The organism is Latilactobacillus fragifolii (assembly GCF_905332535.1).
Taxonomy (GTDB): Bacteria; Bacillota; Bacilli; order Lactobacillales; family Lactobacillaceae; genus Latilactobacillus; species Latilactobacillus fragifolii.
In genome coordinates this window covers 43906-61937 of the sequence record NZ_CAJOCF010000005.1, presented here as the reverse complement: position 1 = coordinate 61937, position 18032 = coordinate 43906, and the positions used below count along the sequence as shown (strand labels likewise).

Sequence of the window (18032 nt, the reverse complement as noted above, 5' to 3'; positions counted from 1 at the left end):
TCACTCCTTAGTTGCTAGTGTGGCAAAAACGGTTGCCGCATCCGCTTGAATCATGGTGACTGGCATTTCAAACTGCAATATTTCTTGGTTAATCGCCACTAATTGAGCATCTGGGCGCCGATATTCAATTAAACTTGCAAAGGGGGACACACGAAATGATGTCCCAACCACCACAATTAAATCCGCCGCTTCAATCGCTTGAATGGCCTGTTCAATCACCGTCGGATCAATCGGTTCTTCATATAAAACGATATTTGGCCGCAAAATCCCACCACAATCTTGATGATACATATCCTTTAAATAGGCCTGATAAGGCACTGATTGGCCACACTTTTGGCAGCTGACACGGTATAAACTACCATGAAATTCAATGACATCGCGCGCCCGTGCTTTAGTGTGGAGGCCATCAACATTCTGGGTAATAATCTGGCCCTTTTGATTCGCAAATGTCGCCATTACTTGGTGAATAATATTGGGTTTCGCATTTGGAAAATACATCTGCTGCGTGACAAATTCGTAAAAGCTAGCTGGATGGGTAATCAAATTCGTGTGACTTAATAGATATTCCGGATTAGCCGTATGCTGATAGAGCCCCGTCTTAGACCGATAATCTGGAATGCCAGAAGCCGTTGACACCCCCGCCCCCGTTAAAAACACAACATGCTGGGCCGCTTGCAACATCGTTTTAAAGGTCATCACCATCACTCCTTTTTATGAACGTAATGAATAAGGCATCCCAATTTCATCTAAAAAGGCTTGCACTGGTAAATCGTATAACCGTTTGAAATATTCCGGTGTTGCCTTGTCCTCTGGAAGCCCTAAGACAAATGCATTTTGTTGATCACTCTTACCAATCCCGACATACGCTTTTTGGTTCGTTGCCGTCGCAAATAAATTTTCGGAATGTAAAATATCGTAGACTTGGCGCACTTCTAATCGTAGTTGACGTTCACTTAAAACCGGCGTCAACGTCAAGAGTTGCTGGAGATTGGTTTCAGCAAAACCAAGGGTTGATAACACACGGTCAAACGCAACCCACAAATTAATCACAGCCCGCCGTAACGTGAATGGTGAATCGATTGTTTTACGCGCCAAAACCCGATAGAGGATTTCGGCTTGGGCCAACGCAATTGGATAATCAGCCGTCCATTGCTTTAACAATTGTTGATTACCGCCATCAAAGAAGATGAGCGCATCTAACAGTGTTAACACGCGGAAAATGACCCATTTATTTTCGGGATCGTCTTTTTCCAAGGTTAAGTTATCGCGGAGTCCTTCAAGATAGGCTTGTTTCGCTTCGGTGGTCACAAAGCCGTGTGCTGCTTGTTCTTTTTGAATTACCATATGCACCGCTGCATTATACAATGTTGTGCCGGTCACAACCAATTGTTCATCAAGTTGGGCATCCTGGGTTGTGACATCGGTCATGATTTGTGGAAATCCGATTGATAATAGTAGTAAATGTAATAATTCATGTGATAGCGCATAATCAGCCGCTGTCGCATCGGTAATTAAAATCGCGAGGCTGCCATCATTGTTTAACACCCGTTGTGCCTGATCGTGCTTCAACATCCCGGATGCTTCATCGGCAACGCGAATTTTGATCGGTTGCGGATAGTTTTTTTGGACTTGTTCAATTAAGCTTTCGATTTCTGGGGAAAATTCATTCATTGTCATTATTAATCTCCTTTAAACTAAACAACTTTGATTCTCATGATAAGCTAAATCCAGCAAAATTACCAACGGTTTAGAATATGTGAAAACGTTTAAAACTGTTATAATAAAGGTAATCTTAATTTAAAGGACGTGTTGACTATGACAGAACCAAATTCGCGAAAAGTAATTTTATACCTTGCTCAGAGTCTGGATGGTTTCATCGCTGAAAAAGATGGTAGTACTGCCTGGCTAGCTGCACTCGATTCATCCGAATCTGATGTTGCGATTCAAGCTTTTCAACAGACTGTCGATACCGTCGTGATGGGTCGTAAGACGTATGAACAAAGTCTTAAATTAGCCGGCACCTATCCTTACCAAGATAAAAAAAGCTATGTCTTCTCCAAAACATTGCATGATACAGAAGATCGAACACATGTCGTTGCTGGGAATATCCCCGAGTTCATGCGTCAATTAAAAAAAGAGGCTGGCGGCAATATTTGGCTCGTGGGTGGTGCGGAAATCTTCACCACATTGCTTAAAGCGCATCTGGTCGACGAACTCATCATCACTATTGCCCCAGTTCTCTTAGGTGACGGCATTTCACTTGTCAGCACGCATCTGACCGATATGCCATTGACGCTTATCAATAGCCGTCAAATCGGTCATTTTGTCGAATTAACGTACAAGATTAACTATTAAAATAGCGGCAAAAAGGTGGCGACCAACTAACTGGTCGCCACCTTTTGTATGTTATGCCGCCGTCAAACTAATAACGAGCTAGCGGACATTAATCCGGAGGGCACTCATAATAACCAATGTCTGTTCCGTACTGATGGTCGCCCCACGCAATAATTCGAGCGTGAAGGTCGCTTTTTCGAATTGATTCTGACTGATATCAAGGTTTTTCAAATTCGTGCCAGTCATGTCCATCCCGTCCAATTGATTGCCAACCATTGTCAGCCACTGCCAATCAACTTGCCCGAGTGAGACTTCTTGCATATGACAATCTTTAAAGTCCACATGCCGCATCCGCGTAAAATTAAAGCCGGTGTAGTCTGCTTGGCAAGTATCGAACGTGACATCATTCAAACCAGCCTCAGCAAAATCAGTCCCAATTAACTGGCACCCATTAAATGCGACACGTTGAAAAGCATCGTTGGCCAATGAACAGTTTAACAGCGCACAATGTTCGAATTGAATATCTTGAAAATCACAGTTGGTAAAATCAACCTGTTCAAACTGACAATCTTTAAATAAGCAACCCTTGAAAAACACCATTTCAAGTTCAGCTTGGTTCAACGTTAGTTCTTCAAAAAACAAGCCATCGTAAGTCTCATCTGGTTCAAATGGGGTGCGTTGGGCCGTCTCAAGTTGTGGATTGAGCCGCGGGCCCTGTGCTTTTTTATCTGTCATCTGCCTATCTCCTGTCTGTTGTTATTAGTATACAGAAAATGATGGTCGCCGACGACCTCAATTTGCTAAAATCTGCGAAGCAGACAACGGCCCCTTCACTAGCAGTGCATGATACCAACCTTACCGATACTTAGCAGCGGCAATGCGTTACCATAACGTGCTGAATTCGGTAACGACTTTTGCGCCTTCACTGCCCTAACAAAATATATTTTCACAATCGCCAAAAAGGCCGTCTCAAAATTAATTGAGACGGCCTTTTTTGGCGATTGTGCTTAATTCTGATAAGCGTTGCCGGCATATTGATCGACCACCGTCATCGTCCGATCATAACGACCGCGACCGGTTGCATAGTCAAATTGCATCTTAGGCTGTACGTTCCAGACATACGCGTTAAAGTTTAACTTTTTATCGGTTGAAATGGCTTGGACCCAGTAACCGCGAGGCATTAATTCATTGCCGCGGAACACCGTTGTCACTTGGTAAATCACCTTTTTATTTTGCATGAGTGCTTGGCGCACTTGGTCTTCGAAAATCTGCATTGTTCGTTGATTACTAAAGACCGTTTGTGTCGCTAAGTTCTTAGGATTGTTGCTACTGCCGAGTTCTCCTTTTTGAAAAACGCCATCGCGGTTGAAATTAAATGAAATCGCATATGCAATCAAATGCCCGCGGCTTTCAGGAAAGACCCGTTGTCCATCAATCATCACAGGTTGATTATGCCAGCCGGTCGGTTGCCACGTTTGACGGTGACGAGTGTTTGAGTGGCCTAAGGTTTCTTTGGATAAGAAAGCCGTGTTAGTCGTTGTCCGATTTAAATCATCCAACGCGCCGTACTTGATGCGTTCAGTTTGCCACTGGCGCACGTCCAATGTTGACTGATTATGGTTCACTTCTAAATAGGCGTTACCACCTGACTTAAACGTCTTCTTAGCCAAAGTTGCCGCTGTTTTTGCAACTTGTTTTTTATTCGCAATCGTTGGTGCATTCTCGTGCACCGGTTGACTGGATTGGGTCGCCTGGCAGCCACCTAATGCCAACATGGTCAATGATAAGCCGACCACTAAATACTTTTTAAACATCCTGTTCCTCCCTATTTTTACCTGCTTCACGGTGTTTCAATTGGTGCATTGTCTTGAAATAGGAACTCAATAGTACCAAGCATGAACCAAGCCAAGCGAGGGGGTTAGCTAAACTGGCACCCATAAACCCGAATTGTTGCACCAAGAAAATCCCCGCAAAAATTCGCATCAGCAACTCCGCCAGCCCCGCCAAAGTTGGAATAAAACTTTGACCCAATCCTTGTAAGGTGTAGCGAATAGCAAATAGAATTGCCAAAATAAAGTAACAACTACTATTGAAACGGAAGTAGATTTGGGCCAAATCGGTAACATGCGGTTGATTGTTCCCGATAAACAGATTAACCAGGGGTCGCCCAAAGGTGATAATTACCGCCCCCATCACTAGACTAAAGAGGATTGACAACAGCAATGTCTGCCGAACCCCTTTTCTGATTCGTCCAAATTCACGGGCGCCGTAATTTTGTGCCGAATACGTCGCCAAGGTTATCCCAAATGAATTCCCGACCTGATTAGCAAGTTGATCTATTTTACCCGCTGCTGTATAGGCTGCGACTGCACTGGCACCTAGTGTATTCAACATAATCTGAATAACAATTGCGCCAATGGCAATAATTGAGGATTGAAAACCCATCGGTAAGCCCACTTTTAAATGCTCAAGTACTTCTTTGCGCGTTATCCGAAAATCTTTACGCCGTAAAACTAAGGCTGGAATCCGACGGTAAATATAAATTAAGCATAACACAGCAGAAACCACTTGTGCAGAAACTGTTGCAAAGCCAGCCCCCTCAACCCCCATTTTAAAACCTAAAATAAAGATAAAATCCAAAACAATGTTAACCACCACGCCCACGATTAAGAAAAAAAGTGGCGTTCGACTATCACCAAGGGCCCGAATCGTATTCGATAATAAATTAAAGGCCATCGAAGCAAAAATACCAGCGAAAATTATCATAATAAACTGCTGAGCATCCGCAATAATCGCGGTTGGCGTCTTCATCAAAACTAATATATGCCGTGAAAACACCATACTCAAAATGGTTAAGATTACTGTAATCACCAAACTAATGAGGATACTGGTTGCAAAACTACGCTTCACACCGCGATAATCTTGCGCACCATAACGTTGGGCTGTCAAAATCGATAAACCAGCTGTCGTCCCTGTACAAAAACCAATAATCAGCATATTTAAGCCGCCAGTTGACCCAACAGCTGCCAAGGCATCGACCCCAATTGTTCGCCCAACGATTAAGGTATCAATAACACTGTATAATTGTTGAAAAATATTGCCAATCAATAATGGTCCGGTAAACAAAATAATCACTTTTAATGGATTACCCTTAGTAAAATCATGCATATGAATTCCCCCTTTTTCTCACGCACTAAATATCACTCACGGCGGTTGATTGAAAGAGCATTTTCAGACTCAATAAATTGAGTTAAGTTTCTCATACGCACTATTAAATTACCATAAAAAGGCTTAATTTTTCATTTTTTTAATCCCCCAAAAAAGCTTGATTAATCTCCAGACTGGCGTTCAATCAAGCTTTCATTCATAAAATTTAGTTAAAGTAATTAATCCCCATTGCATCACGCACTTCTTTAAGGGTTTGTTCAGCAACCGCATTGGCTTTTTGGCTGCCTTCTTCTAACATCTTATAAACAGCTTCTGGATTCTTTTCGAATTCTGCCCGCCGTTGACGAATGGGTGCGAATTTTGCTTGCAACACATCATTTAAGTAACGTTTGATCTTCACGTCACCCAAGCCCCCAGCTTGATATTGGGCCTTAAGTTCAGCCACTTTTGCCTGATCATCATCAAAGGCATCTAAATAGGTAAAGACTGTATTACCTTCAATATGACCAGGATCAGTTACCTTGATATGCAATGGATCCGTGTACATTGACATGACTTTCTTTTCCAGCGTTTCGGCATCGTCTGATAGGTAAATCGCATTGCCTAATGACTTACTCATTTTAGCATTACCGTCTAAACCAGGTAAGCGCCCTTCGCCTTTTGGTGGGAAAACCCCTTCCGGTTCAACCAAGACGTCTTTGGCATAAACATTGTTAAACGTCCGTACGATTTCGCGCGTTTGTTCCAACATTGGTTCTTGGTCATCACCAACCGGCACAGTGGTTGCTTTGAAAGCTGTGATATCAGCTGCTTGGCTAACCGGGTAAATTAAAAAGCCCGCTGGAATGCTTTGTTCGAAATTCTTTTGTTGGATTTCAGCTTTCACCGTCGGGTTCCGTTGCAGCCGTGAAACGGTCACAAGGTTCAAATAGTGCATCGTTAATTCATTTAATGCAGGAATTTGAGACTGCACGAAAACCGTTGATTTAGCTGGATCAATTCCGACTGATAGGTAGTCCAAAGCCACTTGGAAAAGACTGTTCCGAATTTTTTCAGGATCACGGGCATTGTCCGTTAAAGCTTGTTGATCGGCAATCATGATGAATGTTTCATAATCACCTGAATTTTGCATAGCCACCCGGTTACGTAATGACCCGATGTAATGCCCAATGTGTAATTTACCGGTTGGTCGATCACCCGTTAAGATAATTTTTTTGTGCATAATAATACCCTCCAATTTGATTTATCAACTAAAAAAAGCGCCCCAATTGTGATTAAACAATTAGGACGCTTCTACGTGGTACCACCTAAATTGCACGGCTATCACCCGTGCCACTCATGCGATAAGGGGGCTACCCGAACTGGCTCTTCACCAATTCCCGATTGAAGGCCCAATTCACAACTGGCTCTTGACGACTTCTCAGTCCCGCCGCTTCCTGTCCAAGAAAATGCAAGTTGCTACTTATCCTTCACTTTATCTGTTGAATTACTGTCATACTAACGGATTTTAAAATGAATGTCAATCGGTCGCTTTTTTACACGAAGACGCTTATAATATAACAACTAACAATTGGAGGTTGCTATGTTACAAGAAGAAACGCAACGACAAGAACAAGCACGCGTTGACCAGACCGTTGCGCAAGTCGCCCAACGCCTCACGGTGATTAACCAACAATTAGTCAATGCCTATCATGAAACGAAAGATATTGAACAACGTTACGGCGACAATACTAAAGTCAATATTACTGAAGTTGATGACCGGATGGAAACCAACGCCGCTGTCCAACAACAAAAACAATTGGTCGCCGCCGCTGTCGAAAATGAAAAATTACTGACTAGCCAACAAGAACGCTTGACCAATCTCGTAAACTCCCCCTACTTCGGCCGAATTGACATCACTGAAGATGGTACGACGGAATCACTTTACATCGGGACTGCCACTTTTATCGACGATCAGGATAACTTCTTAATCTACGACTGGCGGGCTCCAGTTTCGAGTATCTACTATAATGGCACCCTTGGCCCCGTTACTTATGAGACTCCCAATGGCCCTGTCAAAGTCGATCTTAAGCTCAAGCGCCAGTTCAAGATTCAAAACGGCCAAATTGAACATGTCTTTGACACCAACGAAACCGTTGGCGATGAACGCTTACAAGCTGTTCTTGGTGCGCAGAGTGACGAATATATGCAAAACATTGTCGCCACCATCCAAAAAGAACAAAACGACATCATTCGTGATACGACCGCTGACTTACTCATCGTCCAAGGCGTCGCCGGCAGTGGTAAAACCTCGGCTGTCTTACAACGAATCGCTTTCTTACTTTATCACAGTCGCAGTCAGCTTGCAGCCGACCAAATGATTTTATTCTCCCCAAACCGTTTATTTAGTCACTATATTTCAGAAGTGCTTCCTAGTTTAGGTGAGAAAAATATGCGTCAAGTAACGATGGCCGAATTCTTAAGTCATCGCTTCTCCGGCTTAAAAGTTGAGAACCTCTTCGAGCGCTTCGAAAAAGACCAAGCCAGTTTCCCAGAAATGACACAAGCAATGCGCCGCTATAAAGAAAGTGCAGCGTTCATGCAGGCCATCGAAGCCTACGTTAAACAAGCATCAACCCACCCGTTGGCATTTAATGATTTATACTTCGAAGACCGGCCATTTTTTACCAAGGAGCAGATGAACCAGATTTATCGCGCGCTCCCCGAAAACATGTTACCCGGCGATAAATTCCTTGCTACTAAGAACACACTCATCAAACGGCTTAAACGCCAAATCAATCTCGAAGTCCATCTCGACTGGGTCGCTGAAAAGATCGATACCCTGACAGATGATGCTTACCGCGCGATTGTCGGTGAACGCGAGTTCGCTTCTGGTGACGCTGAACAAGCCTTCATCGCCCGCGCAATTGTTCAAAGCTATTTCGCCCCACTCTACGAATCAATCTACAATGATTATTTCCTAGATGAATCCACAGAATATCAACACTTCTTAAGCGGTGCTTGTCCTGCCGATATTCCCACGACAGTTTGGGACGCGATGATTCGCCAAGTTGCCGAAAATAACGAACGCCACATTGTCAGCCTCAGCGACGCCGCCCCGATTTTATATCTACGCGACTTATTAACCGCTAACGGCCAAAATCACGGTATTCAATACCTATTCATTGATGAAATGCAGGATTACAGCATCGCCCAATTTGTCTACATTCACCATGCCTTCCCAAACGCGAAATTAACCGTGCTCGGTGATTATGCCCAAAATATCTTCACGGCGACTTACCAAACGGACCACTTCATTGATCAATTAACCACTGCTTTTCCTCGGTTAAAAATCAACCAAATTAACTTAACCAAGAGCTATCGTGCAACCGCCCCAATCACTAACTTTGCTAAAGCACTCTTACCAAAAGAAACCCCACTCCAAGCCTTCAGTCGTGATGGCCGCTTACCACGTGTGCTTGAAACCCCGCGTGAACAAGCACGTCCCATCCTGATGCAAGAAATTCGTCACCTCCAAACAGCCCACGCGACCGTTGCGATTCTCACCAAGAACCAACAGGCTGCTTACCAACTCTACGCCAGCTTAACACCTGATGAACCCGTCACCCTCATCAGTGAAACAATGCGGCATTTACCCAAAGGTATCCTGATCCTTCCGTTATACTTAGCAAAAGGCCTCGAATTCGATGCCGTGATTGGCTACGACATCTCCGCCAAAACTTTCGGCGCCCAAACGGATGTTGATCTGCTCTATACGCTCGTCACACGCGCCATGCACGATTTAACACTCATTGGTGTCGATGAGCTGAGTCCATTGATTACTCAGTTACCAAAAGACATCTACACAGTGCCACCATTGAACAAACAATCTGTCTAAAAAAATCGGTTATAATTAGCGCCTGCCGAGGACCCTGATACTGGCTTAAAATCCAATATTGGGGTTTTTATGTGGCTGAAAACGAATCAGGCTTCTTTTCCCCAATCCACACTTCATTTAACTGCTCGAGGAAAAACCAGCGCACCTAAAAAACCGATACCTATGAAACGTTCATTTCACAAATATCGGCTTGGGTTGCTGATGATTATTTTTCAAAAATTAAACCCAATCTAGGTTGTCCAAATCCGGTTACCGCCCACATTTTTATCCACACCTTATCCACGATAAGGAAAATCTAAACCAGGGACTGCATTTAAACTTAAATCAGCAAAATGTTGTTTTTGTAATTCAATATGCGCCGCAGCCCCAACCATGGCCCCGTTATCGCCACATAAGCGAAGGGGCGGGATGATGAGATCTAAGTCCATATCGGATGCTTTAATCGCTTTAGCTAAACCTTCACGTAAACCTTGATTGGCAGCCACCCCGCCGGCCACGACGAGTTGGCGGACATTCAATTGACGCGCCGCGTGCATCGTTTTGGTTGTGAGCACTTCGACCACACTGGCTTGAAAACTAGCGGCTAAATCTTCATGACTCAATGTCGCACCAATTTGATCGGCATGATGGACGGTGTTGATGAAGGCACTCTTCAAACCACTAAAACTAAAGTCGAGATTCGCTTCTTTAAGCATTGCCCGTGGAAAATCGAACGTATCTTGACCCAAGTGGGCTAGCCGGTCGATTTCTTTGCCAGCTGGGTATTGAACACCCAGTACCCGCCCGATTTTATCATAGGCTTCTCCTGCTGCATCATCCCGTGTATCACCAATGATTTCGAACTCACCAGCGGCCGGCATATACACCAATTCAGTATGGCCACCTGAAACAAGCAAGGCCAACAATGGGTATTCTAATGGCTTAACAAAACGCGCTGCATAAATATGCCCTGCCATATGATTGACTGGAATCAATGGTAAGTGGTGGGCGTAAGCAATCGCTTTGGCGGCTGTGACCCCAATTAATAAGGCCCCAACCAAGCCGGGGCCATAAGTCACAGCAACCGCTGTTAAATCCGCGTAAGTAACCCCCGCCTCTTCTAAAGCAGCTTGGGTACAAACTGTGATTTGTTCAACATGATGGCGACTGGCCACTTCGGGCACGACGCCTCCGAAACGTTGGTGACTCTTAATTTGAGTTGCGATAATATTGCTTAAAATAACGTGACCGTCTTCAATCACGGCGACACTCGTTTCATCACAACTGGATTCAAATGCTAAAATTAATTCTCGTTTTTCCGACATGACTGACTCCTATTGACTCAATATCCGACACATACTGAATGCGTCTTCTTTTTCCTGAATGTAATAATTAGGGCGCGTCCGCACCACCGTAAAACCCAACCGTTGATAAACAGCTTGGGCCCTTGTGTTGCTAGCGCGTACTTCGAGGGTAATTTTTTGACTGGGATAATCATGCGCTAAGCTGACCATTTCATGCACCAAAAAGTGCCCAATACCGCGTTTTTGATAACTTGGTCGGACCGCGATGTTGGTAATGTGAGCTTCATTCGTTGAAAACCATGCCCCGATAAATGCCACAACTTCCGTGCCGTGACATAAAACAAGGTATAACGATGTCTTGCGCTTATTTAATTCACTGGTAAACGCCCAGCGATCCCACGGTGTCTGACCCGCATAAACCGCCCGCTCGATGTCCAACAATGCCGTAATATCATTTTGGCTTGCGCGGGCTAAGTAAAAGATGGTCTCATCAATCTCAACACGTCGCGTGGTGTAAGGCATTTCTTTTTTGAACCAAATCTGGGGTTTGAGGTATTCCCTAAACTTGTTCCACATATGAATCAGCGCCCCGCTCGTCATGCGTTTTTACCCAGTTAACTTCTGCTTCCGTCTTGCGTAAATAAACGGGGGCAAAGCCGTGAATATCCGTGATTGGTTCAGCCGTCAAGCCTAATTCACCCAAAACACTGGCATGCGGTAAATTGTGATTAGCGGATACAAAATACGCTTTGCTGCCTAATACGGCTTGAATCTGTTCGCTAAAGTGGGCAACGTCATTTCCCACAAAATAAACGGGTTCAGCCAACAATTGTAACTGTGCCAACAGCGCTTCTAATGAAATGTGTTGATCGGCCACCACCGTTTGCAATGTGCCATTTTGCCACTGATAAACCCCCGTGAAAACATTGGCGCGACGTGCATCAAATAACGGGACAATCAAAGCCGTCGTATCCGTCACATTAGCTGCTAGCAATGCTAAGCTCGAAATCCCAACCAGTGACTTGTTCAATGTCCAAGCAAAAGATTTAGCTGTTGTCACTGCAATCCGTAATCCCGTGTACGAACCTGGCCCTTCTGCAACGACAAAGCGATCGATAGCTTCGATGGCGGTTTTCGTTTGTTTCAATAGTTGATCGATCATTGGAAGTAACGTTTGACTATGTGTTTGACGAATATTAACAGTCATTTCGCCTAAAATTTGATGATTCTCAAGGAGGGCCACACTCACCGCTTGATTCGAGGTATCCATTGCCAATAGCTTCATTATTTCATCCTTCTTCTGCTTATAATCCTTGTTATTCTAGCATAAAAAGCCGGTTTCCACAAAAAAAGGCGTTATCCTCAAATCGATAACACCTACTCGTTTATAATACGCGATCTTTTAATCTAATAACAGGTTCAAAATGCATCACGATGTATAAAACAATCGGATGAATGACTAACGTGGCAGCTTCACCAATCGCGCGGGCGGTAAAGTGGAAGCCAAATGGTGTATGACTAATAAGCGCCACCCACCATGAATTTAAACCGAGGTTAACAATCAACACAACTGTGACTACGGCCGCCAGCACGCGCCACCATGTAATCTTTTGTCGATAGAAGTAACACCCGTAGATAAAAGCCCCTAGGAACGCTGAAAGCGTAAAGCCTGGAAAATAACCACCCGGAACCCCAATCATCAAGCTATTAATGAGATCGCCAATGACAGCCGCCAGCCCCGCCCAAAGTGGGCCAAACCACCAGCCCATCAAGGCGGTAACGATAAAGCCAAAACTAATTCTGAAAATCGTTAGTGAAATTGCAAAGCGGGCAATCACCAATTGTAAAGCAATTAAAACAGCTAGTAACACAATGCGTCTAGTGTCTAGCTTAACACCAAAAATCTGACCATTAACCATAAAAGCATCTCCTTTTTGGAGCTGCCACAAATAATCCTGCGGCGAATGCGGTACTGAAATCGCAAGCATTATTGCTTTTCGTCTGGTGTTCACATTCCGTTCCACCAGCACTTAACGCTTCAGTCCTACTCCGAATTTTTAGAACCCTTCAAATGTATCACTAACGTTATTTAATTACAAGCAATTGATTTTCGTTTTTCAGCAACTCTTGCAGAAAATTTGCTATACTTACAGATAAGTAATTCGGATTTAAAGAAAGGTGTTTATTAATATGAAGAAAATTTTAGTCCTCCATACCGGTGGCACAATCGCAATGTCCGCTGATGAAGATGGCGCGGTAGCCCCCACCGATCAAAACCCAATGGCTGGCTTTGAAAAGCTATTTGATAATCAATTAATGATTGAAAGTGAAACGTTCGCCAACCTCCCTTCACCACACATCACACCGGCTGTGATGTTAGACCTCAAAAACCGCATCCAACAAGCAGAAGAAGACGGAATTGATGGGGTGGTGGTCACCCACGGGACGGATACACTCGAAGAAACAGCCTACTTCTTAGACTTAACATTGCCCAACAACATCCCCGTTGTCGTGACGGGCGCGATGCGCTCGTCGAATGAAATCGGCGCAGACGGGTTACACAACTTGATTAGTGCTGTTTGGACGGCCGCTTCTGACGATGCTCATGACAAGGGCGTGCTCGTTGTGATGAACGATGAGATTCACACAGCACGTTATGTCACAAAAACGCACACGACAAACGTCGCAACCTTTAGAACCCCGACTTTTGGCCCCATCGGTTTGGTCAGCAAGCACAATGCGAATTTCTTCCAAGAATTAATTCGTTCTGAAATTTGCGACATTAAAACCCTTGTCGAACCCGTTTATCTTTTAAAAGCATATGCGGGCATGGATGGTACTTTATTCAATGCCATCGACCAACCTAACACTAAAGGACTCGTCATTGAAGCACTGGGGGCTGGTAACTTACCACCGGCAACCTTACCTGCTGTGCAATCGCTATTAAATCATAACATCCCAATCGTGCTCGTTTCTCGCTGTTTCAACGGGATTGCCGAAGATGTTTACGATTACCAAGGCGGCGGTGTGAAGCTCAAACAAATGGGCATCACCTTCTGTCAAGGTCTCAATGGACCAAAAGCACGCTTAAAATTACAAGTCGGCCTAAGCGCAGGGAAAACCGGCGCCGCATTAAAAGAATTTGTTAGCAACGCCACATCGTAGCACGTTTAACCAAGCAGCCAAAAAAACCAAAGCAAAAAAGCCCATCACAAGTAAAATTGTGATGGGCTTTTTTAGTCTGTCTTCGCACGCTGTCTTAAACATTTCAAACGCACTTTTCCCATGTAATCTCCGCTTCCGCTGCACTTAGATTATCAACTGCGACTTTATGCCGTGTGGTGATTACATCGTCAATTGTGAGTTGTTCGACCATACTTTGCGTCATTTGCCCGTATTGGATTTCGTGGCCATAACGAATATTGACACCTGCCACGCGATGCGTCGTCAAGAAGTCATAATCAAGTGCATCCAACATCCATTCAAAATAGTGGACATTGTTGACATGTTGATTACCATCAATGTCGAAATAGCGCACGCGATATTCTTTGATGGCCACTTGTTCAGGATCCACTTTCTTAATCCGGGGGAATCGCTTGCTACCTTTAATTTCACTTGATTCAAAGGGGGCCATAATTTCTGGTACCACTTGTACCATACTACGAGTTTCATACGACATCATTACAAAAATACTTTGAACAAAGACGCATTCATTACCTGCTTCATCGTACAGCCAAAAATTCCGGTAACAAAAGTACTTATTATAACTTTCAGCTTCAGTCACAATTTTAACTTTTTCATCAACCTTAGGCATCCGCGTAATCTGCATCTGATATTGGGTGACCACCCAACCGAGATTGAGCGCATGCATCGTCGCTTCACCGACGTTGAGTGCGTTGAGTTGATGTTCTGATGCTAAAATCAAAATGTTAACTAATGATGCGAGCGTTAATTCGCCCTTGATGTCTGTTTCGAAATACGGAATTTGATAATTCTCTGAATATTGCTTTCCTGGCATTGCGGGACCTCTATTCTGTTAATTCATGATAGGCGTTATAAACGACTTGTTTCTTCAATCCATTTGCCTTAGCGACCGTCTTAATGGCTACGTTGGGACTAGCTCCTTGTTGAATCTGGGCTTCTACTTGTTCAGGGAGGGATAATGATTCGGTTATACTTACGCTAGCTGCGACAGTTGGCGCTGGATTCCCGGCAACGATAATCACAAATTCGCCACGGAGTTCCTTTTCGGTGGCCCAAGCAAGCACTTCTGCCAAATCACCACGAATGAATTCTTCGAACTTCTTCGTCAGTTCACGCCCCAAGGTGACTTTGCGATCGGCACCAAACGTGCTGATTAAGGCTTGCAACGTCTTTTTCAAACGGTGGGGTGCTTCATAAAAAATCAACGTTTCCGATTTTTGGGCCAATGACGTTACGGCCGCAGTTAATTCTTTTCCTTTACGTGGCAAAAAGCCATAGAACGTAAAGGGTTGTGGTGTGATACCTGAAGCAATCAATGCCGTAATCCCAGCGTTGGCCCCTGGTAGTGGCACCACTGAAATACCTGCTTCAATGCAGGCTTTAACCAGTTCATGACCAGGATCACTAATAGATGGCATCCCCGCATCACTGACTTGTGCAATATCGTCACCGGCTACTAATTTTTCAATCAGGGTTTCAATTCGTTGTTGCGTATTGTGCTCGTGAAAACTAATTTGTTTCGTTTCAATCTCAAAGTGGTTCAATAACTTCTGCGTATTCCGTGTATCTTCAGCAGCAATCAGCGCGACCGATTTCAATGTGTCGATTGCGCGGTAAGTCATATCGCCTAAGTTACCGATGGGCGTTGGCACTAAAAATAAAGTTCCCGTTCCCGTCGTTTTAAAGCTTGATTGTGTTTGCATGTTCTATCCTTTCAAGATACACCAGTAATGACATAAAGACAGGCCAAAAGTAAGCATCTCTTTTGCCCTGCCTTTTTAATCGTTTGTTCGTTCGCCGTAGATGACATCATTACAAAAGATGCAAGGCTCGTTATCCTCACGTCGTGACCCGTAAAATCGCGGACAGATGTGATAGCCTTCTTCGTAAAGATTCTGTAGATTCTGTATGGATTTTGAAAGGGACTGAGCCCCTTCTTTACCGGTTTGCGCAGTGGTTGCTGGTTCCAATTCTTGCAAATGTTCCCGCAAATGCTTATTTTCAATCTTTAATTCAGCATTTTTCTCAAGGACTGCGGCAAGGACTGCTTTCATTTCACTGAGCCCCTCAAACGTTAATTTTGCTTGCTGTTCAATGTCTGATAACTGTTCATATAAGTCTTTACTCACCGTTGATATCCTCCCAATACGCTGATTATGCGTCTTACTATGCAATTAACTTTAACGTTAAACTCTCTAAAACGTTTTGGCAACTAATATTTTGCTCAAAAACACGTTGGGCTTGTAAAGCATATTCCGTCTGAGCAACCAATTGCGTGGTAGTTAACGCCGCACTGGCTTGGTTTAACTGACTTGCATACGCACCAAAACATGGTGTGCCGCCTAATTCATAGCGGTAATTCAATAAGTCTTGGTACCATAAACCCACCAAGATTAGAAAAGTCTTTTGCTGTTGACGATCAGTTAATAATGGTAAAATTTGCGTCTGAATCTGCACAAATGCTTCTAAGTCGCGTTGTTCAACTTTTCGCGCCCACGTAGCAAGCTTCGCACTGACTTGTACTAGCCAATCCTCAGCTAATAATGCTTGTGCTTCAGTTAAGTCACTTGTCAAGTGCACCAATAACTGGGCTTGTTGTGGCAAAATACCAGCAGCTTCAAACTGTTGTTGCACCATTTGCGGTGGTAATGCTGCCAGATCAATCACTTGAAGCCGTGATAAAATCGTAGGGAGCATTTGATTTTTATTACTTGTACATAAAATCGCGTAAACATTCTGGGCCGGTTCTTCCAAGAACTTCAACAAGCTATTGGCCGCACTGGCAGTTAGTGTTTCCGCTGCTTCGATGATGAACAAGCGTTGGCTAGATTCCATCCCACTCTTCGCCACTTCTTGTTTCAAATAGCGAATATCAGCAATCTTAATCCGTGCCCCTTCCGGCTTGATTTCAATAACATCCGGATGGTTATGTGTCAAAATCCGCTGACATTCTGGACATGTCCGACAAGGTTGGCCATCTGGCGTCACTTGGCGACAGAACAGACGCAGTGCCAACCATTGTGCTAATTGCGTCTTCCCCAACCCTTGTGCACCGGCTAATAGATAACCATGCGCCATCTGACCACGCGCAATAATCTGGGCAAACTGGGTCACAAGTTTAGGTTGCAACTGTTCAATTGTTAAACTGGCCATCGATTAGAAGCGGTGAAACTGTTCAATCGGCATCACAAAGACGGTTGCCCCACCGACTTGCACTTCAATCGGATATGACATTGAGCTATCCATCGTGGCATCCATATTAACAGGCGGTGTCATAAATTGTTCGCGGGCCTGACACGTTTTTTCAATAATTTTAAGCGCTTCAGGAACCCGTTCGTCTTCAATTCCGACAATAAACGTTGTGTTTCCTGATTTCAAGAAGCCACCAGTTGTTGATAACTTGGTTGCCCGAATATTGGCATCGATTAATTCGCTACTTAGTAAGTTACTATCTTTATCTTGAACAATTGCTAAAAGTAATTTCATCTCAATCTCCCCTTTTCTATGCTGTGAATAAGTCTGGATACCGGTGTTCAATCACTTGCAGACATTTGGCAATCACGGTGTCTAAGTCTGCGGTCGCATCAATCGTTTGAATCCGCTCTGGATTATCTTGCGCAAGTTGTAAGTAGGCGCGTCGTACTTTTTGATGAAAAGCCAACTGCTCTTGGTCCAGTCGATCATATTGATCCTGCCGATTCTGTTTAATCCGTTGTAAACCGACTTCAGATGGTACATCGAGATATAACGTTAAATCGGGCGTTAACCCATTGGTAGCAAACAAGTTCATCTGTGCGACAGCTGCTTCACCAATGCCACGTCCAGCACCTTGATAAGCGATTGAGCTGTCCACAAACCGATCACAAATCACGATTTGGTTAGCAGCCAAGGCCGGTTCAATCTTTTCAACAATGTGTTGGCGTCGTGCCGCCGCGTATAATAGTGCTTCGGTACGGTCATCCATCGCCGTATTTTCAACATCTAAAATAACCTTGCGAATCTTCTCAGCAATCGGATTGCCACCTGGTTCACGCGTGACAATGATGGCTTGGTTGCACTTTGCTTCAAGTAATGGCACAACAGCCATCAACGCACTCGTTTTTCCAGCACCATCTGGCCCTTCAAACGTAATCAATTTTCCTACCACAAAACAACCTTCTTCATCC

General features: G+C 44.1%; 19 protein-coding genes and 1 riboswitch. Of the genes, 3 read left to right on the top strand and 16 right to left on the bottom strand.

What is annotated here, in order from left to right:
- Both J7Q78_RS07450 and J7Q78_RS07445 read right to left on the bottom strand, forming a co-directional pair.
- Positions 1 to 699: an NAD-dependent protein deacylase gene (locus J7Q78_RS07450; RefSeq protein WP_407929560.1), complete on the bottom strand. Its 699-nt coding sequence runs from the start codon at positions 697 to 699 to the stop codon at positions 1 to 3.
- A gap of 12 nt (positions 700 to 711) precedes the next feature.
- Entirely contained in the window at positions 712 to 1677 is a 966-nt protein-coding gene (locus tag J7Q78_RS07445) for a hypothetical protein (protein WP_208422626.1), read from the bottom strand.
- Positions 1678 to 1815: 138 nt separating this feature from the next.
- Between J7Q78_RS07445 and J7Q78_RS07440 the strand changes: the two genes are divergently transcribed.
- Positions 1816 to 2355, top strand: coding sequence for a dihydrofolate reductase family protein (locus tag J7Q78_RS07440; protein ID WP_208422627.1), 540 nt, complete (start codon positions 1816 to 1818; stop codon positions 2353 to 2355).
- Between the two features lie 78 nt (positions 2356 to 2433).
- Here J7Q78_RS07440 and J7Q78_RS07435 read toward each other — a convergent pair whose 3' ends face one another.
- The 4 genes from J7Q78_RS07435 to trpS all read right to left on the bottom strand — a co-directional run bounded on the left by J7Q78_RS07435 (position 2434) and on the right by trpS (position 6724).
- Positions 2434 to 3069 carry a pentapeptide repeat-containing protein gene (locus tag J7Q78_RS07435; protein ID WP_208422628.1) on the bottom strand — a complete coding sequence of 212 codons (636 nt, stop codon included), beginning with the start codon at positions 3067 to 3069 and terminating at the stop codon, positions 2434 to 2436.
- A gap of 272 nt (positions 3070 to 3341) precedes the next feature.
- Complete coding sequence (locus tag J7Q78_RS07430; RefSeq protein WP_208422629.1) at positions 3342 to 4148, bottom strand: DNA/RNA non-specific endonuclease; 807 nt, start codon at positions 4146 to 4148, stop codon at positions 3342 to 3344.
- Entirely contained in the window at positions 4141 to 5502 is a 1362-nt protein-coding gene (locus J7Q78_RS07425; protein WP_208422630.1) for an MATE family efflux transporter, read from the bottom strand. The genes J7Q78_RS07430 and J7Q78_RS07425 overlap by 8 nt, the downstream gene beginning before the upstream one ends.
- 205 nt (positions 5503 to 5707) lie before the next feature.
- Positions 5708 to 6724, bottom strand: a complete 1017-nt coding sequence (gene trpS, locus J7Q78_RS07420; RefSeq protein ID WP_154243152.1) for a tryptophan--tRNA ligase — start codon at positions 6722 to 6724, stop codon at positions 5708 to 5710.
- 360 nt (positions 6725 to 7084) lie between these two features.
- On the opposite strand from trpS, the gene helD reads away from it, so the two are divergent.
- The gene (gene helD / locus J7Q78_RS07415) at positions 7085 to 9379 is read left to right on the top strand and encodes an RNA polymerase recycling motor HelD (RefSeq protein ID WP_208422631.1); all 2295 of its coding nucleotides are present in this window, start codon (positions 7085 to 7087) and stop codon (positions 9377 to 9379) included.
- A 275-nt stretch (positions 9380 to 9654) separates the two neighbouring features.
- Here helD and tsaD read toward each other — a convergent pair whose 3' ends face one another.
- From tsaD to J7Q78_RS07395, 4 genes are all read right to left on the bottom strand, one after another.
- Positions 9655 to 10683 (bottom strand): tRNA (adenosine(37)-N6)-threonylcarbamoyltransferase complex transferase subunit TsaD, encoded by a 1029-nt coding sequence (gene tsaD, locus J7Q78_RS07410; protein ID WP_154243154.1) that lies wholly within the window; start codon positions 10681 to 10683, stop codon positions 9655 to 9657.
- Positions 10684 to 10692: 9 nt separating this feature from the next.
- On the bottom strand, positions 10693 to 11238 hold the full coding sequence (gene rimI / locus J7Q78_RS07405) for a ribosomal protein S18-alanine N-acetyltransferase (RefSeq protein WP_235688080.1): 546 nt from the start codon (positions 11236 to 11238) through the stop codon (positions 10693 to 10695).
- Positions 11222 to 11947, bottom strand: coding sequence for a tRNA (adenosine(37)-N6)-threonylcarbamoyltransferase complex dimerization subunit type 1 TsaB (tsaB, locus tag J7Q78_RS07400; RefSeq protein WP_208422632.1), 726 nt, complete (start codon positions 11945 to 11947; stop codon positions 11222 to 11224). The genes rimI and tsaB overlap by 17 nt, the downstream gene beginning before the upstream one ends.
- Before the next feature lie 100 nt (positions 11948 to 12047).
- Entirely contained in the window at positions 12048 to 12581 is a 534-nt protein-coding gene (locus tag J7Q78_RS07395) for a folate family ECF transporter S component (RefSeq protein WP_208422668.1), read from the bottom strand.
- Between the two features lie 37 nt (positions 12582 to 12618).
- Positions 12619 to 12716, bottom strand: a riboswitch (THF riboswitch).
- Positions 12717 to 12852: 136 nt separating this feature from the next.
- On the opposite strand from J7Q78_RS07395, the gene J7Q78_RS07390 reads away from it, so the two are divergent.
- A complete protein-coding gene (locus J7Q78_RS07390; protein WP_208422633.1) occupies positions 12853 to 13827 on the top strand; it encodes an asparaginase in 975 nt (324 codons plus the stop codon).
- Positions 13828 to 13930: 103 nt separating this feature from the next.
- On the opposite strand, the gene J7Q78_RS07385 is transcribed toward J7Q78_RS07390, so the two are convergent.
- The 6 genes from J7Q78_RS07385 to tmk all read right to left on the bottom strand — a co-directional run bounded on the left by J7Q78_RS07385 (position 13931) and on the right by tmk (position 18013).
- Positions 13931 to 14680 carry an acyl-[acyl-carrier-protein] thioesterase gene (locus J7Q78_RS07385; protein ID WP_208422634.1) on the bottom strand — a complete coding sequence of 250 codons (750 nt, stop codon included), beginning with the start codon at positions 14678 to 14680 and terminating at the stop codon, positions 13931 to 13933.
- Positions 14681 to 14690: 10 nt separating this feature from the next.
- Entirely contained in the window at positions 14691 to 15569 is an 879-nt protein-coding gene (rsmI, locus tag J7Q78_RS07380) for a 16S rRNA (cytidine(1402)-2'-O)-methyltransferase (RefSeq protein WP_208422635.1), read from the bottom strand.
- Positions 15570 to 15644: 75 nt separating this feature from the next.
- The gene (locus J7Q78_RS07375; protein WP_154243159.1) at positions 15645 to 15995 is read right to left on the bottom strand and encodes a DNA replication initiation control protein YabA; all 351 of its coding nucleotides are present in this window, start codon (positions 15993 to 15995) and stop codon (positions 15645 to 15647) included.
- Positions 15996 to 16032: 37 nt separating this feature from the next.
- Complete coding sequence (gene holB / locus J7Q78_RS07370) at positions 16033 to 17019, bottom strand: DNA polymerase III subunit delta' (protein WP_208422636.1); 987 nt, start codon at positions 17017 to 17019, stop codon at positions 16033 to 16035.
- A gap of 3 nt (positions 17020 to 17022) precedes the next feature.
- On the bottom strand, positions 17023 to 17352 hold the full coding sequence (locus J7Q78_RS07365) for a cyclic-di-AMP receptor (protein ID WP_004270268.1): 330 nt from the start codon (positions 17350 to 17352) through the stop codon (positions 17023 to 17025).
- A 16-nt stretch (positions 17353 to 17368) separates the two neighbouring features.
- The gene (gene tmk, locus J7Q78_RS07360) at positions 17369 to 18013 is read right to left on the bottom strand and encodes a dTMP kinase (protein ID WP_154243161.1); all 645 of its coding nucleotides are present in this window, start codon (positions 18011 to 18013) and stop codon (positions 17369 to 17371) included.
- Between the last annotated feature and the right edge of the window lie 19 nt (positions 18014 to 18032).

Coding starts and splice junctions, on each gene's coding strand:
- J7Q78_RS07385 (WP_208422634.1), bottom strand. CDS start 14,680: ATGCCAGGAAAGCAATATTCAGAGAATTATCAAATTCCGTATTTCGAA.
- J7Q78_RS07390 (WP_208422633.1), top strand. CDS start 12,853: ATGAAGAAAATTTTAGTCCTCCATACCGGTGGCACAATCGCAATGTCC.
- J7Q78_RS07395 (WP_208422668.1), bottom strand. CDS start 12,581: ATGGTTAATGGTCAGATTTTTGGTGTTAAGCTAGACACTAGACGCATT.
- tsaB (WP_208422632.1), bottom strand. CDS start 11,947: ATGAAGCTATTGGCAATGGATACCTCGAATCAAGCGGTGAGTGTGGCC.
- J7Q78_RS07365 (WP_004270268.1), bottom strand. CDS start 17,352: ATGAAATTACTTTTAGCAATTGTTCAAGATAAAGATAGTAACTTACTA.
- rsmI (WP_208422635.1), bottom strand. CDS start 15,569: ATGCAAACACAATCAAGCTTTAAAACGACGGGAACGGGAACTTTATTT.
- J7Q78_RS07430 (WP_208422629.1), bottom strand. CDS start 4,148: ATGTTTAAAAAGTATTTAGTGGTCGGCTTATCATTGACCATGTTGGCA.
- helD (WP_208422631.1), top strand. CDS start 7,085: ATGTTACAAGAAGAAACGCAACGACAAGAACAAGCACGCGTTGACCAG.
- J7Q78_RS07435 (WP_208422628.1), bottom strand. CDS start 3,069: ATGACAGATAAAAAAGCACAGGGCCCGCGGCTCAATCCACAACTTGAG.
- holB (WP_208422636.1), bottom strand. CDS start 17,019: ATGGCCAGTTTAACAATTGAACAGTTGCAACCTAAACTTGTGACCCAG.
- J7Q78_RS07445 (WP_208422626.1), bottom strand. CDS start 1,677: ATGACAATGAATGAATTTTCCCCAGAAATCGAAAGCTTAATTGAACAA.
- trpS (WP_154243152.1), bottom strand. CDS start 6,724: ATGCACAAAAAAATTATCTTAACGGGTGATCGACCAACCGGTAAATTA.
- tsaD (WP_154243154.1), bottom strand. CDS start 10,683: ATGTCGGAAAAACGAGAATTAATTTTAGCATTTGAATCCAGTTGTGAT.
- rimI (WP_235688080.1), bottom strand. CDS start 11,238: ATGTGGAACAAGTTTAGGGAATACCTCAAACCCCAGATTTGGTTCAAA.
- J7Q78_RS07425 (WP_208422630.1), bottom strand. CDS start 5,502: ATGCATGATTTTACTAAGGGTAATCCATTAAAAGTGATTATTTTGTTT.
- J7Q78_RS07440 (WP_208422627.1), top strand. CDS start 1,816: ATGACAGAACCAAATTCGCGAAAAGTAATTTTATACCTTGCTCAGAGT.